Origin of the sequence: Mordavella massiliensis (assembly GCF_016901695.1) — a bacterium.
In the GTDB taxonomy this organism is placed as follows: Bacteria; Bacillota; Clostridia; order Lachnospirales; family Lachnospiraceae; genus Claveliimonas; species Claveliimonas massiliensis_A.
This window is the reverse complement of record NZ_JACJKS010000016.1, coordinates 1-16,110: the sequence shown is the minus strand read 5'-3', so window position 1 is coordinate 16,110 and position 16,110 is coordinate 1. Positions and strand designations below refer to the sequence as shown.

Here is a 16,110-nt window from a genome sequence, read left to right as displayed (position 1 = left end):
AAGAAAAGGAGCATGACAATGCAGGAGGAACAGATCACCCGTATGTACAGGGACATGGGGATATCAGAGGGCGTGTACCGGTTTGGGGCGCAGATAGAAAGTCGGCTGAAGGACAGGTTTGATGAGATCGACCGCATCGCGGAATACAACCAGATGAAAGTCATCCGCGCCATGCAGGAGAGCCGTGTGAACGCCGGATGTTTTCAGTATACAAGCGGATACGGCTATGATGATCTCGGAAGAGAGACGCTGGAGAAGGTGTATGCGGGCGTATTCCATACACAGAGCGCTCTTGTGCGCCCGCAGATCGCCTGCGGGACCCACGCGCTGGCCGTCGCTCTTGCAGCGAATCTCCGCCCCGGGGATGAGCTTCTCTCACCGGCCGGAAAGCCGTATGACACACTGGAGGAGGTCATTGGGATCCGGCCCTCTCGCGGCTCCCTTGCGGAGTACGGCGTATCGTACCGGCAGGTGGATCTTCTGCCGGACGGCACCTTTGACTATGAAGAGATAGAAAAGGCCATGGGAGAGCGGACAAAGCTTGTCACCATCCAGCGGTCCAAGGGATACCAGACAAGACCCAGCTTCTCCGTGGCGCAGATCGGGGAGCTGATCGCATTTGTAAAGCGGATCAGACCGGATGTGATCTGCATGGTGGACAACTGTTACGGGGAATTTGTAGAGCTCACGGAGCCAAGTGACGTGGGCGCCGATCTGGTCGTCGGCTCCCTCATCAAGAACCCGGGCGGCGGCCTTGCACCCATCGGCGGCTATATTGCCGGGCGCGAGGACCTCATCGAGAACTGCGCCTGCCGTCTCACATCGCCTGGGCTCGGCCGGGAAGTGGGCGCGTCCCTCGGCGTGATGCAGTCCTTTTACCAGGGCCTCTTTCTTGCGCCCACAGTGGTGGCTGCAGCCCTCAAGGGAGCTATCCTCGCAGCGAACATCTATGAAGCCTGCGGGTTTGGCGTTGTGCCGGACGGGAAGGAGAGCCGGCACGATATCATCCAGGCGGTGGAGCTCGGCACGCCGGAGGGCGTGATCGCATTCTGTCAGGGCATCCAGGCGGCCGCCCCGGTGGATTCCTATGTGACGCCGGAGCCGTGGGCCATGCCCGGCTATGACAGCGATGTGATCATGGCAGCCGGGGCCTTCGTGCAGGGATCCTCCATTGAACTCTCTGCAGACGCGCCCATCAAACCGCCCTACGCTGTCTATTTCCAGGGCGGTCTCACATGGCCCCATGCGAAGCTGGGCATACTGATGTCTCTGGAATATCTAGTGCGGAAAGGGCTGGTCACTTTATGAACATACTGATCGCAGGAGGAGGCGCCTCGGGCATGACTGCCGCCATCGCGGCGGCCCGGCAGGGCGCCTCTGTCACAATACTGGAAAAGAAGGAAATGCCGGGGAAAAAGATCCTCTCCACCGGCAACGGACGGTGCAATCTGACAAATATGGATATGAAGGCAGCGTATTTCCGGGGCGGGGATCCGGGGACAGTAAAGAAAGTCCTCGCATCCTTCGGCGCGGAGGATACGCTGCGCTTTTTTGCGGGGCTTGGACTTCTCACAAAGACAAGGGGAACCCTCGTCTATCCGTCCAATGACCAGGCGGCGTCCGTGCGGGAAGCGCTCGCCATGGAACTTCGCCGTCTGCATGTGGATGTAAGGACCGGCTTTGCCGTCTGCGCGGCGGAACAAAAGGAAGGCCGGTTTCATGTGACAGCTAAAGGGCCGGAGGGGGATGTCCGCCTGACAGGGGATGCCCTGATCCTCGCGGCGGGAGGCATGGCCGCGCCGGCTCTCGGATCGGACGGGAGCGGCTACCGGCTTGCCGGCTCCTTCGGGCACCGGATCATCCGCCCCCTGCCGGCTCTTGTGCAGCTTCGCTCTGTGGAGTCCTTCCTGAAGAAAACTGCGGGTGTGCGCACGGACGGGACCGTGCGGCTCTATGCGGATGGACGCCTTGCGGCGCAGGATACGGGAGAGATCCAGTTTACAGACTACGGGCTCTCCGGCATCCCGGTCTTCCAGGTCAGCCGTTTTGCATCGGCCGCCCTCGCGGAGGGAAGAAAGGTACAGGCGGTCCTGGACCTTCTGCCCGGCTTGCAGCCGGAAGAGCTGTCTGCGCTCTTTGAAGCCCGCAGACAGACATTTGCCGGAAACACGGCGGAGGAGTTCCTTCACGGGATCTTTCACCGCAAACTGGCGCCTGTCCTTCTTACGCAAAGCCGGATCCGCTGGAAAGACAAAGTGGCGGACATTGCGCCCGGGGCGATGCAGAAGCTTGCCCGGGTATGCAAGGCGCTGAAACTTGAGATCACCGGCGTCAACGGGTTCGACCAGGCACAGGTGTGCGCCGGAGGCGTGGACCTGACAGAAGTTGTCCCTGACACGATGGAGTCGGCTCTTGTGAGAGGGCTGTACCTGACAGGGGAACTGCTGGACGCAGACGGCCTGTGCGGCGGCTACAATCTGCAGTGGGCCTGGGCCACCGGCTACCTGGCGGGCAGGGCCGCAGGACAGAGACGGAGGAGAGATGTATGATACGGATCAGTCAGCTTAAACTGCCCGCGGGGCACAGCCGGGAGGATCTGGAGAAGAAGATCACAAAGACGCTGCGGATCCGGAAGGAGGCGCTCACGTCCTGGACGATCGTGCGCCGATCCTTGGACGCAAGAAAAAAACCGGATCTCTTCTTTGTCTATACCGTGGATGCCGCCGTGGCCGATGAAAGAACAGTCCTGAAAAAGAGCAGGAACGGAAATGTGCAGAAAGCCCCGCCACCGGCCTACCGATTCCCGGAACCGGGGACAGAAGAGCTGAAAGCGCGGCCTGTTGTGGCCGGATTCGGACCGGCCGGCATTTTCGCCGCCTACATGCTTGCCCTCCACGGCTACCGTCCCCTCGTCATAGAGCGGGGAAGCGAAGCACAGCAGCGGAAGGCGGATGTGGAAGCCTTCTGGGAGACCGGAGTCCTTGACACCCGCTCCAACGTCCAGTTCGGGGAAGGAGGGGCCGGCACCTTCTCAGACGGCAAGCTGAATACCCTTGTGAAGGACCGTGCCGGCAGAAACCGCAAGGTACTGGAGATCCTGCATTCCCACGGCGCGCCGGAGGAGATCCTCTATGACGCGAAACCCCATATCGGGACAGATCTTCTCATAGAGGTCGTGACCCGGATGCGCGAGGATATCATCCGGATGGGCGGCGAGGTCTGCTTTCACACGAAGCTTGCAAAGATCACCCGCAGGGCAGAGGATGAAGAGGGGCTGCTGCTTGACTTAGAAGACAGCAGGACAGGTGAAAGCCGCGTCTGCTTTACCCAGGCGCTCATCCTAGCTGTCGGTCACAGCGCCAGGGACACCTTCGCCATGCTTCATGAGCAGTATGTTCCCATGGAGGCAAAGTCCTTTGCCGTCGGCGTGCGGGCGGAACATCCCCAGTCCATGGTGGACCGGGATCAGTACGGCCTGGAGGAGGGCTCCGCAAGAGCGGACTATCTGCCGGCCGCTGCCTACAAACTGACTGCAAACCTGCCGGATGGAAGAGGGGTCTACACCTTCTGCATGTGCCCCGGTGGCTATGTCGTGAATGCATCCTCCGAGGAAGGGCTTCTCGCAGTGAACGGCATGAGCTATCATGACAGGGCGGGCGGGAACGCCAACAGCGCCGTGATCGTCACAGTGACGCCGGCGGATTTCGGAGGGGACGGCCCCCTGGCCGGCGTGGACTTTCAGCGCAGGCTGGAGGAGCGGGCCTTTCAGGCCGGAAACGGCAGGATCCCCGTGCAGCTCTTCGGGGATTTCTGCCGCGGCAGGATGTCGGAAGCGCTGGGAAACGTGAAGCCCTGCATGAAAGGGGACTGGCAGTTTGGCGATGTGCGGGGGATCTTTCCGCCGCAGATCGGCGATGCCATCGAGAAGGGGATCCGGGCATTCGGGACCAGGATGCGCGGGTATGACAGAGAGGACGCCCTGTTGTCCGGCGTAGAGAGCCGCACCTCCTCCCCCCTCAGGATCCTGCGGGGAGACGGACTTGAAAGCATGGTGAAAGGACTGTATCCGTGCGGAGAGGGCGCCGGCTATGCGGGGGGTATTATGTCGGCCGCTATGGACGGCATGAAGGTGGCGGAGGCAGTCGCCTCAAAATACCGTCCGTTCGACAACGGAGCCCATGATTAAGAAATTTTTAATGGGATTAGGCTATACACTCTTTTTGAAATATGATAGAATATATTGAGTTTTTGAAAGAAAACTTATGAGTGATGTGAGGTGGAGTACATATGAGAGGAGCAGGCAGTAAAAATTCCTGGGCCCTATTTCTGCTGATTCTGGCAGGGATCGTCCTGGGAGGATTTATCGGCATGCTGGCACAGGATACAGGGGCTTTGAGCTGGCTTAATTACGGGCAGACATTCGGTCTGGATGAACCGGTCGTGCTGAATCTTGGCATACTTGTCATCACATTCGGTCTGTCCGTCAAGATCACAATAGCCAGCATTATCGGAATGGTTCTGGCAATCATAATCTATCGCTTCCTGTAACATGCGCCGTCCGGGATTGTTATAGGTGTCTGCAAAGGATGAATCAAAAACACACAATCAAAGAACTTATGGAATCGGAGCGCCCTTACGAGAAATGTGAACGTCTGGGCGCCGGGAACTTAAGTGACGCGGAGCTTCTCGCAGTCCTTTTAAGGACCGGCACGAGAGGAGAGAATGTCCTGGAGCTCTGCCGCAGGATCCTGGAAGCCGGGGACGGGAGTCTCGAATCCCTGCACAGCTTCACAAGGGAGGCCTTTCAGAAGATCCGCGGCGTGGGCAGGGTGAAATCCATCCAGCTCACCTGCCTTCTGGAACTGTCCCGCCGCATCGCCAAAGCCGATGCGCGCCGCGGGCTCAATTTCTCCGCGCCTTCCTCCGTGGCGCAGTATTATATGGAGGATATGCGCCATCTCGGACAGGAACTGATGAAGCTTCTCATGCTGAACACGAAATCCATGCTCATCGGCGAGAAGGATATATACAAGGGCACCGTCAACGCATCCCTTGTCAACCCGCGGGAGATTTTTGTGGAGGCGCTAAAGCGGGACGCTGTTTCTGTCATCCTCCTGCACAATCATCCGAGCGGGGATCCGCGCCCGAGCCGGGAGGACATCCTGACAACGCAGCGGATCCGGCGGGCAGGGGAATTGATCGGCATCGAACTGTTAGATCACATCATTATTGGGAATAATTGTTATATCAGCTTTCTCGAGGAGAATCTGATGTATGCGAAAGGATAAGAGCAAACATGGCACGAAATATATACGGACTTGATCTCGGCTCCTACGAGATCAAAGTATATGACAAGAAGAAGGACGCGATCTGGAAAGAGAAAGACGTGATCGCCATCGCAAATAAAAAAGAAGTGTTTGCCGTGGGAGATGAGGCGTTTGAGATGTATGAGAAGGCGCCGGCCAATATACAGGTCGTTTTTCCCATGAAGCACGGCGTGATATCAAAGTTTGACCATATGCAGTATCTGCTGCAGGGCCTTCTGAAAAAGGACAGGGGATTTGCCAGGGGATCCGAGTATGTGATCGCGGTTCCCACCGATGTGACAGAGGTGGAGAAGAAAGCCTTTTTTGATCTGGTGATCCACTCGACAGCCAGGGCCAGGGAAGTGAATATCGTGGAGCGGGGCGTCGCGGATGCGGTGGGCCTGAATCTGGACGTGCAGAATACGAAGGGCCTTTTCATCGTGAACCTGGGCGGCGAGACGACAGAGCTCTCCGTGCTGGCCGGCGGCGGCATCGTCCTGAACCGCCTTCTGAAGGTGGGCGGGATCACGCTGGATCACGCGGTGGCCCAGCTCGTCCGCTACAGCCATGACTTCCTGATCGGCAGGATCACGGCCGAAATGCTGCGCAAGCGCTTCGGCGTGTTCAGCGAGGACAACAGCGCCTCCATGAAGGTCGCGGGCCGGGATCTGATCACCGGGGTGCCCCAGCAGCGCGAGATCTCCATCAGTCTTGTGCGGGCGGCGGTGAAGGAGCCTCTTGAGGAGTGCGTGCGCGGCATTGAGTCGCTGCTTGACCGCACGCCGCCGGAAGTGCGCAAAGCCATCTACCGGAACGGGATCTTCCTCACAGGGGGGCTTGCCAACATGCCGGGGCTTGAAGTCTACATGGAGGAGATGACAGGCATCCGGGTGCGTACGGCGATCGAACCGGAGCTGTGCGCCGTGACGGGACTGAAGCAGATCATGCAGTCGGATGAACTGAAAAAGCTGGCATATTCCATGCTGGATGAAAACTATAGGTGGATGAGGTAATATGAAGATCAGGAATCAGAATACCATTCCAAGTAAATACGTGCTGCTCATACTTGTGATCGTGTGCGGCATCCTGCTGGGAGCAGAGCGGTTTCTCGACGGCGGCGGCCCCTTAAGCTGGATCGCCAACTACACGATCGTACCCATGCAGAGGGGGATCAGCTACGCCGGTACATGGATGAGCGATGTGTCGGACAATTTCGCCACGCTCAGCGACCTTCGCAAGGAAAACGAGCAGCTCCAGGAGCGTGTGGACCAGCTCACCATAGACAATACAAGACTCAATCAGGAGCAGTATGAGCTGGAGCGCCTGCAGGAACTCTACAAGCTGGATCAGAACTACGGGGACTATGAGAAGGTGGGCGCGCATGTCATCGCAACAGGCGGGACAAACTGGTTCAGCACCTTCACAATAGACAAGGGCAGCAACGACGGCATCCGCGAGGACATGAACGTGCTGGCCGGAAGCGGTCTGGCCGGGATCGTGACAGAGGTGGGCCCCAACTACGCCCAGGTCCGGTCTGTGATCGACGACGAGAGCAACTTAAGCGGCATGGTGCTGTCCACGTCGGACCTGTGTATCGTCCGCGGGGACCTTACGCTGATGGAGGACGGCAGGATCCGTTTTGAGAATCTTCCAAACAACGACAACGAGATCGAGGTGGGCGAGCAGGTGGTGACATCCCACATCAGCTCCACCTACCTCCAGGGACTTTTCATCGGATATATTTCTGAGATCAATGTGGATTCCAACAACCTGACAAGGTCCGGCTACATCACGCCTGCCGTGGATTTTACAAATCTGCAGGAGGTGCTCGTCATCACAAAGACGAAGGCGGACCTGACAGCGGAGGACGACGCGCAGGAAGAAGGAGAGTAGCATATGAAGAGGAAAGTGATCACAGCCTGTTTTATCATCGTCTGCTTCCTTCTGCAGTCTACCGTGTTCTCCGTGCTCCAGTTTGCGTCGATCCGGCCCAACCTGATGATCATCCTGACCTCTGCCTTCGGCTTTATGCGCGGCAGAAAGACAGGCATGGCCGTCGGATTTGCGTCCGGTCTTCTGATGGATGTGTGCTGGGGCGGGGTACTCGGCTTTTACACGCTGATCTTTACAGTCATCGGGTATCTGAACGGGAGCTTTAAACGGCTTTTCTTTGACGAGGATATCAAGCTTCCTCTCGGCCTTATCGCCGGGAGCGAACTGGCATACGGCCTGACCGTCTATGTCTGCTTCTTTATGATGCGGGGGGATTTCCGTTTTGGACACTATCTGATCCATGTGGTGATGCCGGAGCTCGTGTATACGATCCTGGTGACGATCATCCTGTATCAGGTGATCCTTCACATTAACCGTAAATTAGAGGCTGAAGAACAAAGGAGTGCAAGCAGGTTTGTATAGTATTTGGGAACGCATAAAATCGGGAATCTATGAGCTCTTCCAGAGGCGCGCGGTGGTCATGATCATCGCTTTCTGCGCCCTGTTTTCCATTCTGGTGGGACGCCTGTTCCATCTCCAGATCGTGAACGGGCAGTCCTATCTGGAAGACTACACCCTGCAGATCCAGAAGACAAGGACCATACAGGGGACCCGCGGAAATATCTACGACAGGAACGGCAACCTTCTTGCCTACAACGAGCTGGCCTACTCGGTGACCATTGAGGACAACGGCGTCTACGACACGACGAAGCAGAAAAACGAGGCTCTGAACGAGGAGATCAACCGGATCATTGAGATCGTGGAGAGCAACGGGGACGCGGTGATCAGTGATTTTGGCATCGTGCTGGACGCCAACGGCGAATACCAGTTTTCCATGACGGATGAGACGCAGCGTCTCCGCTTTGTGGCCGATGTGTTCGGCGAGCGGTATATCGACAGTCTGGATGAGGAACAGCGGAATATGTCCGCAACTGATATCATCGATTACCTCTGCACGGATGAAACGTACGGATACGGCATCGACCAGGACAAGACAGAGCCGGAACATGTCCTCAAGATGGTCAATATCCGCTACGCCATCGGGCTGAACAGTTTCCAGAAATACATTCCCACCACTGTGGCGGAGGATGTAAGCGATGAGACGGTGGCTGCGATCATGGAGCACCTGCCTGAACTCCAGGGCGTGGACATTGCCGGAGAATCCATGAGGCGGTACACGGACAGCAAGTATTTTGCCAACCTGATCGGGTACACGGGACAGATCTCCCAGGAGGAGTACAATGCCCTGAGCAAGGCGGACCAGAAGAAGTACGATCTGACGGACACCGTCGGAAAGTCAGGCCTTGAGCAGGTGCTGGACGGCACGCTCCAGGGGGAGAAGGGCGAGGTCAAGCTCTACGTGAACAGTGTGGGCCGTGTGATCGACACGGTGGGCGAGACAGAGCCGAAAGCAGGCAGTGACGTTTACCTTACTATCGATGCGGATCTGCAGAAGGCGGCCTACAACGTCCTGGAACAGGAACTGGCGGGCATTCTGCTGACGCGCATGCAGGATATCCTGGACTATGACCGCTCTGTATGTACGGATGCCGCTGACGTCATTGTTGCCAGCGGTGATGCTTATTATGCCCTGATCGACAATGATATTGTGGATATGAGCCATTTTTCTTCGGAAGATGCCGGGGCGGCTGAGAAATCTGTGTACGGGAAATTTGCTCCCTACAAGGAGCAGGTCATTGCGCAGGCTGCCTCTGTCATGCAGGATGCGGACGCGTCTGCCTATAAGGATATGTCCCGGGAATGGCAGGCCTATCTTTCCTACATTGTCAATGATGTCCTGACCGGCGAGAACGGCGTGATCGTGAGCGGCTCCATCGACACGGAGGATCAGACATACCAGCAGTGGAAGACGCAGGAGACGATCAACGTCTATACGTATCTCAATTACGCTATTTCGCAGAACTGGGTGGACTCCTCCCGTCTGCAGGATTATCTGCCGGAAGAGGGCAATTACTCGGACTCAACAGAAGTATACAGCGCTATGGTCGCCTATGTGACAGATATGCTGGCAAGACAGACTGAATTTGATAAGCTGATCTACCAGTATATGATCAAAGCCGGCGCGGTAACCGGCCGGGAGCTCTGCATGACCCTTTATGAGCAGGGGGTTCTTTCTGCGGATGACGGGCAGTATGACGCCCTGTCCTCCGGATCCGTCGGGGCCTATGATTTCCTGCGCGGAAAGATCCAGACACTGGAGATCACACCGGGCCAGCTCGGCCTGGAGCCGTGCCGCGGCTCTGTCGTGATCACGGACACGGACACCGGCGATGTGCTTGCCTGCGTTTCCTACCCGGGATATGACAATAACCGGCTGGCCAACACAATGGACAGCAAGTATTACAACCAATTGAATACAAGTACATCCAGGCCCTTTTACAACAGCGCAACCCAGGAGGCGACGGCGCCGGGCTCCACCTACAAGCCGCTTGTCGCTGTGGCAGGTCTGACAGAGGGCGTGATCACGACAGAAACAGACGTATACTGTGACGGAACGTACGATGTGATCACACCGGAAGTTCATTGCTGGGTATATCCGGACGGACACGGTTCCATGAATGTAGTAAGCGGCATCGCAAACTCATGCAATGAATTTTTTAACAATATCGGCTTCCAGCTTGGCAAACAGGCGGATGAAACATATTCCAGTGAATACGGTCTGGAGCGTCTGGCAAAATACGCGGACATGTTCGGCCTGAATGAGACAAGCGGCCTGGAGATCCCGGAGATGGATCCGAAGATCTCGGATGAAGATTCCGTGCGCTCTGCCATGGGCCAGGGGACTAACAACTTCACTACCAGTCAGCTTGCAAGATATATTACGGCAATTGCCAATCAGGGGACTCTTTTTAACCTCAGTTTGCTGGATCATGTTGAAAATGTGGACGGAGAGGTGACCGAAGAGTTTGAGAGCGGGCAGCCGCGGCAGATCGAAGGCATTTCTCAGACAACCTGGGATGCCGTTCATGCCGGCATGCGCGGAGTGGTGGAAAGCAGTTCCGCATTCACTGCGATGAACGCAAGTTCTGTAAGCGTGGCGGGAAAGACCGGAACAGCGCAGCAAAGTACAACACATGCGGATCATGGACTTTTTGTAGGTTTTGCCCCCTACGATGATCCGGAGATAGCGATGGCAGTCCGCATAGCAAATGGATACAGTTCCACGTATGCGTCAGAGATAGGAAGCGACATTTTCCAGTACTACTATCAGGTTACAGATGAAGCGGAGCTCATCACCGGACAGGCAGCCGAGATTTCGCTGACAACACATGGAGATTAAAGAGGAATGTACAAAAGAGGCGCTGCTGTAATGCGGCGCCGGAAAAGCGAAATCAGAGACAGGAGGAAAAGTTCATGGGCGAGGTAATCGTGATCACATCAGGAAAAGGCGGTGTCGGCAAGACAACGACAACGGCAAATATCGGAGCGGGGCTTTCCCTGCTCGGGAAAAAGGTCATCATCATTGATACGGATCTGGGGCTCAGAAACCTGGATGTTGTCATGGGGCTTGAAAATCTGATCGTCTATAATCTTGTGGACGTGATCGAGGGGAAATGCAGGCTGAAGCAGGCGCTGATCCGGGACAAGCGGTATGAGAACCTGTATCTCCTTCCCTCGGCGCAGACAAAGGACAAGTCCGCAGTATCCCCGGGGCAGATGAAGAAGCTGACATCGGAGCTGAAGGAAACGTACGACTATATCATCCTGGACTGTCCGGCCGGGATTGAGCAGGGCTTCCAGAACGCCATTGCCGGCGCGGACCGCGCCATTGTGGTGACCACCCCGGAAGTCTCAGCTATCCGGGATGCAGACCGCATTGTCGGATTACTCGGGGAGGCCAGGATCCCGAAGACGGATCTGATCATCAACCGGATCCGCATGGATATGGTAAAGAGAGGGGACATGATGTCCGTGGATGATGTGACAGAGATACTCTCCATCCCGCTGATCGGCGCGATCCCCGACGATGAGCAGGTCGTCATCGGCACCAATCAGGGAGAGCCCGTTATTTCCATGGAATCCAGGGCGGGAGAGGCCTACCGCAATATCTGCAGACGGATCACAGGGGAGGATATCCCCGTTCAGGATCTGGAATCTGCCGGCGGCCTCTGGTCCAGACTGACTCATATGTTCCATAAAAAATAAGGAGGCGCCTGGCGTATGGCAAAGCATTCTTCTGTGCGGATCGCAAAGGACAGGCTGCGGACACTGGTCGGGTCAGACCGGATGAAATGTCAGCCTGAGATCTGCGAGAGGATCAGCAGGGAGCTGTATCAGGTCCTCTCAAAGTATGTTGAGATCACACCCGAGGAATTTGCTGTCTCTTTTGGCAGGACAGATATACATATCAGATTTACAGGAGAAGAATCGTGAAATTTTTAAAAATAACAAAACCTTACAGGCTGAAAGATTATAAATTCACACTTGTGATCCTTGTACTGGCGATATCCGCTCTTGGCGTGCTCGTCATCGGGAGCGCCAACGAGGCTTACCAGGGCAGGCAGCTTATTGGTCTTGCAGGCGCTGTTGCGCTTATGATCATCGTATCCCTGATCGACTATGTGTGGATCGCCAATTTTTACTGGATCCTGTATTTCCTATCCGTCGGAATGCTGGTCCTTGTGCTGATCCCCGGTATCGGAGAGGTCGTAAACGGTGCGCGCCGGTGGATCAACCTTGGTTTTACCAATTTTCAGCCTTCCGAGCTTGCCAAGATCCTGCTGATCGTCTTTTTCGCGCGCTTTATCATGAAGCATGAGGAAGATCTGAACAGCAGGAATACGATCCTGAAAGCGCTGGGACTGATCCTTGTCCCCCTCATACTGATCCACGAAGAGCCGAACCTCTCCACGACGATCTGTACAGCGGCGCTGTTCTGTGTTCTCATGTATGTGGGCGGGCTTTCCTACAAATTTATCGGCATGGTGCTTCTTATCACAGTGCCGGTGGCTGTCATCCTTTTAAGTCTTGTCGTGCAGCCGGATCAGAAGATCCTGGACGGCTATCAGCAGCGGCGCATCCTGGCGTGGCTCAATCCGGAGGAGTATGCAAGCGATGAAGCCTACCAGCAGAACAACTCAGTCCTTGCGATCGGATCCGGACAGTTGACAGGGAAAGGGTTGAATAACAATACGACCACATCTGTCAAAAACGGCAATTTTATTCTGGAGCCACAGACAGATTTTATATTTGCCATCGTGGGGGAGGAATTAGGTTTTGTCGGTTGCTGTATTTTTATTGCATTGCTCCTGCTGATAGTGATACAATGTATTTTAATAGGTATACGGGCACAGGATACAGCGGGAAAGATCATCTGCTGCGGCGTGGGATCCCTGATAGGGATCCAGACATTCATCAATATCGCCGTCGCAACGCAGATCTTCCCCAATACGGGTATCCCGCTTCCCTTTGTAAGCTACGGCCTTACGTCCCTCGGAAGTATGTATCTCGGCATTGGGCTCGTACTGAATGTGGGACTGCAGCCGAAGAAATACCAGTAGGACAAAAAACATTCATGAGGAGGATGTACTTGTATGAACATTGGCCTGATCGCACACGACTCCAAAAAGACGCTGATGCAGAATTTCTGCATTGCCTACCGGGGGATCCTGAGCAAGCACAACCTGTTTGCCACCGGGACAACAGGGCGTCTGATCGAGGAGGTGACGAACCTTTCGGTCCATAAATACCTGGCGGGACCGTTGGGTGGAAAGCAGCAGCTTGGAGCGCAGATCGCCCAGAATGATATAGATGCACTGATCTTCCTTCGGGACCCGCAGTGCCCGAAGCCTCACGAGCCTGAGGTGAACGACGTGATCCGTCTGTGCGATATGCACAATATCCCCATGGCGACAAATCTCGCCACGGCGGAGATCATAGTACTTGCAATTGACAGAGGAGATTTGGATTGGCGTGAGATGTACAGGTAAAAAAACAGTTCTTGCAGGCGGCGTACTTGCATGCCTGCTTTCCCTGTCCGCCTGCGGCGCGGACGACACGGTCGTATCCTATGAAAAGGAGACGTATAACACAGATCTCTACCGGGCAGAGCTTTTTGCGGAAGATCTGTGCGTAACCTCTCAGGATGTATCTGTCGACGGATTTTCAGGGGACAGTACGCTGCACGGGGCAGGTCTTTTCAACGTGACTGACAGGCAGGTTGTATATGGCCAGCATCTTTTTGACAGGCTTTACCCGGCCAGCACGACGAAAATCCTAACAGCATTGGTAGCTATCAAGAACAGCAATCTGGATGATGTGGTTACAGTCAGCAGCACTGCATCGGCGTCAAGCTTTTCCTGGGACGCGTCTGTGGCAGGGATCCAGACGGGCGACAGACTGACTATGCGGGATCTGCTTTATGGTCTGATGCTTCCGTCCGGCAACGACAGCGCCGTCGCTATCGCCGAGTATGTTGGCGGGACGGAAGAGCACTTTATGGAGATGGTAAACGCAGAAGCGCAGAACCTCCTGGCAACAGGTACGCATTTCGTGACGCCGAACGGTCTGCATGATGAGAACCATTATACAACTCCATATGACCTGTATCTTATTTTTAACGAGTGTATTCAGTACGAGGAATTCATAAACATCATCAGCGCTCCTTCCTATACGGCTCAGATCACGGGGGCCGACGGAACTGTCCGCTCCGTCACGTGGGAGCCCACAAGCTTTTATGCTCGGGGGGAAGCGGCCCTTCCGACAGGGGCAAATGTGATTGGCGGAAAAACAGGGTATACAGGAGAAGCAGGGAATTGTCTTGTACTCCTTGACCAGGCAGCGGATGGCGATTACTATATATCAATTGTCATGGGGGCGCAGGAGAAGCCGCTCCTTTACGAAGATATGACGGCCATGATCGATCTGATCCCGGCACAGCAACAGGAATAAAAAGAAGGGGGTATCCGGCAGATGCTTGCTGCGGATACCCCTCCTCTGTTTTAGAGATCAGAACCATATGCATTGCGGATACGTCCGAAGAAACTCACTGCGTACAGGCCGCAAAGACCTACGAGCGTGTAGATGATCCTGGACAGCCAGCTTAAGTTGCCGAAGAGAAAGGCTACAAGATCAAAGCGGAAAATGCCGATCAAAAGCCAGTTGAGTGCGCCGATGATCACAAGCGTCAGCGAGATATTGTCAAGCCATTTCATGGATTGTTCCTCCTTTTTCTCAGATGTGGCTAGTATGCCCCAAAGAGTGCCGCGGCATACATGGCCCGGGAGCAGAAATCAGGGTCCAGCAAAAACACATGTTGTATGATTTCCGCAGAAATGGTACAATATCTTCGTATATGCAGATGAAAGGAGATTCGTTTTGTCTGGAAAAAAACAGGATAATATACAGGTATATCGGAAAAAATGGCATTTTAATATAGGAGTTGTCATTTTTGGCGTCATTCTCGTATATCTGCTCGTCACAGTCCTTACCTATGTGACGGCTAAGCGCGTATCTTCCTACGAAGTCCGGGAGGGCTCCATCTACCGGGACAATGCATACACCGGTCTGGCGATCCGCCAGGAGACGGTGGTGAACGCGGATGCAGAAGGCTATATCAATTACTTTGTGCCGGAAGGCAGCAAAGTGGGAAAACATACCAATGTATACAGCCTCTCCCCGGAAAAGCTTGAGCTGACGGGAACCGGGCAGGAAGAGGGGCAGGATGAGGCTGCGCAGGAGCTGTCCTCCGAGGAAAAGGAGATGGTGCTGCAGCAGACGCGCAGCTTCAGCTCCAACTTTCAGGATGCAAACTTCTCGGATACATACGCCTTTAAGGATTCCGTAGAGAATATACTGGCCAGCAGCTCCTCCCAGAGCAGGCAGTCCCAGCTCGCCGCCCTTCTGCAGAGCCAGGCGGCCGGCGTATCAGCCTACACGTCTGCAGAAGACGGCATTGTCGCCTACTCTGTGGACGGTTATGAGGGTATGACGCTGGAACAGATCACACCGGAGATGCTCTCAAAGGCGGACTACAAGAGGACGGAGCTTACGGACAACCAGAAAGTGCAGGCGGGAGACGCCGCTTACAAGCTGATCACGGACGAGGAGTGGACGCTCATCATCGAGCTCTCCGACGACATGGCGCAGGAGCTGGCCGACACCACGGACGTGCAGGTGCGTTTTTCCAAAGACGGGGAGACGGCATGGGGCGGCCTCATCATCTACAACATGGAGGATACGAATCTCGGCTTCATCACGTTCCATGAGTCCATGGTGCGGTACGCATCGGACCGCTTCCTTGATATCCAGTTGATCCTTGAAGACGAGACAGGCCTTAAGATCCCCAAGTCCGCTGTCGTGGAAAAGGAGTTCTGCCTCCTGCCGCAGGACTATCTGACACAGGGCGGCAATAGCAGCAATACCGGCGTTCTCATACAGAAAGGCGGGGATACGGCCAGGTTTGAGGAGGCGAAAGTCTACTACCGGGACAACGAGACAGACATGGTCTATCTGGACGCGGATGCATTCGACAAAGGAACCGTGATCCTCAAGCCAGACTCCGGGGAGACGTATACACTGTCCGAGACAGGCAGCCTGCACGGGGTCTACAACATCAACAAAGGATACGCCGAGTTTATCCAGGTGCAGATCCTCTGTGAGAACGAGGAGTACTATATCGTGGCGTCCGGCAGCGACTACGGGCTTGTCAACTACGATCACATCGCCCTGGACGGCAGCGACATCCACGAGGACGAGATCGTTATCTTATAAAAAGGAAAAGGAGAGTGGTGGCAGCATGCTGCAGGACAATTTCAGGCAGGTGGAAGAGAACATCCGCAAAGCCTGCGGG

16 protein-coding genes are annotated in these 16,110 nt (G+C 55.4%); 15 read left to right on the top strand and 1 reads right to left on the bottom strand.

All coding sequences use genetic code 11. From position 1 onward, the window contains the following. Positions 1 to 18: 18 nt before the first annotated feature. The 14 genes from H6A20_RS10225 (at position 19) to H6A20_RS10160 (ending at position 14,210) form a co-directional block, all read left to right on the top strand. Positions 19 to 1,308, top strand: a complete 1,290-nt coding sequence (locus H6A20_RS10225; RefSeq protein WP_338106683.1) for a methionine gamma-lyase family protein — start codon at positions 19 to 21, stop codon at positions 1,306 to 1,308. After that, positions 1,305 to 2,549, top strand: coding sequence for a BaiN/RdsA family NAD(P)/FAD-dependent oxidoreductase (locus H6A20_RS10220; protein WP_204907028.1), 1,245 nt, complete (start codon positions 1,305 to 1,307; stop codon positions 2,547 to 2,549). The genes H6A20_RS10225 and H6A20_RS10220 overlap by 4 nt, the downstream gene beginning before the upstream one ends. Beyond that, complete coding sequence (locus H6A20_RS10215; RefSeq protein WP_204907027.1) at positions 2,546 to 4,186, top strand: NAD(P)/FAD-dependent oxidoreductase; 1,641 nt, start codon at positions 2,546 to 2,548, stop codon at positions 4,184 to 4,186. The genes H6A20_RS10220 and H6A20_RS10215 overlap by 4 nt, the downstream gene beginning before the upstream one ends. A 101-nt stretch (positions 4,187 to 4,287) precedes the next feature. Continuing rightward, the gene (locus H6A20_RS10210; RefSeq protein WP_204907026.1) at positions 4,288 to 4,548 is read left to right on the top strand and encodes a DUF4321 domain-containing protein; all 261 of its coding nucleotides are present in this window, start codon (positions 4,288 to 4,290) and stop codon (positions 4,546 to 4,548) included. A 68-nt stretch (positions 4,549 to 4,616) separates the two neighbouring features. Continuing rightward, positions 4,617 to 5,288, top strand: coding sequence for a RadC family protein (gene radC / locus H6A20_RS10205; protein WP_338106677.1), 672 nt, complete (start codon positions 4,617 to 4,619; stop codon positions 5,286 to 5,288). 8 nt (positions 5,289 to 5,296) lie between these two features. Further along, the gene (locus tag H6A20_RS10200) at positions 5,297 to 6,319 is read left to right on the top strand and encodes a rod shape-determining protein (protein WP_204907024.1); all 1,023 of its coding nucleotides are present in this window, start codon (positions 5,297 to 5,299) and stop codon (positions 6,317 to 6,319) included. Position 6,320: 1 nt separating this feature from the next. Beyond that, positions 6,321 to 7,199 carry a rod shape-determining protein MreC gene (gene mreC / locus H6A20_RS10195; protein WP_204907023.1) on the top strand — a complete coding sequence of 293 codons (879 nt, stop codon included), beginning with the start codon at positions 6,321 to 6,323 and terminating at the stop codon, positions 7,197 to 7,199. 3 nt (positions 7,200 to 7,202) lie between these two features. After that, the gene (gene mreD, locus H6A20_RS10190) at positions 7,203 to 7,721 is read left to right on the top strand and encodes a rod shape-determining protein MreD (RefSeq protein ID WP_204907022.1); all 519 of its coding nucleotides are present in this window, start codon (positions 7,203 to 7,205) and stop codon (positions 7,719 to 7,721) included. Continuing rightward, positions 7,714 to 10,599, top strand: a complete 2,886-nt coding sequence (locus H6A20_RS10185) for a penicillin-binding transpeptidase domain-containing protein (protein WP_243426205.1) — start codon at positions 7,714 to 7,716, stop codon at positions 10,597 to 10,599. Before mreD ends, H6A20_RS10185 begins: the two co-directional genes overlap by 8 nt. 74 nt (positions 10,600 to 10,673) lie before the next feature. Then, positions 10,674 to 11,465, top strand: a complete 792-nt coding sequence (minD, locus tag H6A20_RS10180) for a septum site-determining protein MinD (RefSeq protein ID WP_204907020.1) — start codon at positions 10,674 to 10,676, stop codon at positions 11,463 to 11,465. 15 nt (positions 11,466 to 11,480) lie between these two features. Further along, the gene (locus tag H6A20_RS10175) at positions 11,481 to 11,693 is read left to right on the top strand and encodes a cell division topological specificity factor MinE (protein WP_204907019.1); all 213 of its coding nucleotides are present in this window, start codon (positions 11,481 to 11,483) and stop codon (positions 11,691 to 11,693) included. Then, positions 11,690 to 12,820, top strand: coding sequence for an FtsW/RodA/SpoVE family cell cycle protein (locus H6A20_RS10170; RefSeq protein WP_204907018.1), 1,131 nt, complete (start codon positions 11,690 to 11,692; stop codon positions 12,818 to 12,820). Before H6A20_RS10175 ends, H6A20_RS10170 begins: the two co-directional genes overlap by 4 nt. 33 nt (positions 12,821 to 12,853) lie before the next feature. Beyond that, positions 12,854 to 13,249, top strand: coding sequence for a methylglyoxal synthase (locus H6A20_RS10165; RefSeq protein WP_204907017.1), 396 nt, complete (start codon positions 12,854 to 12,856; stop codon positions 13,247 to 13,249). Further along, positions 13,233 to 14,210 (top strand): D-alanyl-D-alanine carboxypeptidase family protein, encoded by a 978-nt coding sequence (locus tag H6A20_RS10160; protein ID WP_338106675.1) that lies wholly within the window; start codon positions 13,233 to 13,235, stop codon positions 14,208 to 14,210. The genes H6A20_RS10165 and H6A20_RS10160 overlap by 17 nt, the downstream gene beginning before the upstream one ends. Before the next feature lie 50 nt (positions 14,211 to 14,260). On the opposite strand, the gene H6A20_RS10155 is transcribed toward H6A20_RS10160, so the two are convergent. Then, a complete protein-coding gene (locus tag H6A20_RS10155) occupies positions 14,261 to 14,473 on the bottom strand; it encodes a DUF378 domain-containing protein (protein WP_204907016.1) in 213 nt (70 codons plus the stop codon). A 163-nt stretch (positions 14,474 to 14,636) separates the two neighbouring features. Between H6A20_RS10155 and H6A20_RS10150 the strand changes: the two genes are divergently transcribed. After that, complete coding sequence (locus tag H6A20_RS10150) at positions 14,637 to 16,031, top strand: biotin/lipoyl attachment domain-containing protein (protein WP_204907015.1); 1,395 nt, start codon at positions 14,637 to 14,639, stop codon at positions 16,029 to 16,031. The last annotated feature ends 79 nt before the right edge of the window (positions 16,032 to 16,110 follow it).

Coding starts and splice junctions, on each gene's coding strand:
- H6A20_RS10225 (WP_338106683.1), top strand. CDS start 19: ATGCAGGAGGAACAGATCACCCGTATGTACAGGGACATGGGGATATCA.
- H6A20_RS10220 (WP_204907028.1), top strand. CDS start 1,305: ATGAACATACTGATCGCAGGAGGAGGCGCCTCGGGCATGACTGCCGCC.
- H6A20_RS10215 (WP_204907027.1), top strand. CDS start 2,546: ATGATACGGATCAGTCAGCTTAAACTGCCCGCGGGGCACAGCCGGGAG.
- H6A20_RS10210 (WP_204907026.1), top strand. CDS start 4,288: ATGAGAGGAGCAGGCAGTAAAAATTCCTGGGCCCTATTTCTGCTGATT.
- radC (WP_338106677.1), top strand. CDS start 4,617: ATGGAATCGGAGCGCCCTTACGAGAAATGTGAACGTCTGGGCGCCGGG.
- H6A20_RS10200 (WP_204907024.1), top strand. CDS start 5,297: ATGGCACGAAATATATACGGACTTGATCTCGGCTCCTACGAGATCAAA.
- mreC (WP_204907023.1), top strand. CDS start 6,321: ATGAAGATCAGGAATCAGAATACCATTCCAAGTAAATACGTGCTGCTC.
- mreD (WP_204907022.1), top strand. CDS start 7,203: ATGAAGAGGAAAGTGATCACAGCCTGTTTTATCATCGTCTGCTTCCTT.
- minD (WP_204907020.1), top strand. CDS start 10,674: ATGGGCGAGGTAATCGTGATCACATCAGGAAAAGGCGGTGTCGGCAAG.
- H6A20_RS10175 (WP_204907019.1), top strand. CDS start 11,481: ATGGCAAAGCATTCTTCTGTGCGGATCGCAAAGGACAGGCTGCGGACA.
- H6A20_RS10165 (WP_204907017.1), top strand. CDS start 12,854: ATGAACATTGGCCTGATCGCACACGACTCCAAAAAGACGCTGATGCAG.
- H6A20_RS10155 (WP_204907016.1), bottom strand. CDS start 14,473: ATGAAATGGCTTGACAATATCTCGCTGACGCTTGTGATCATCGGCGCA.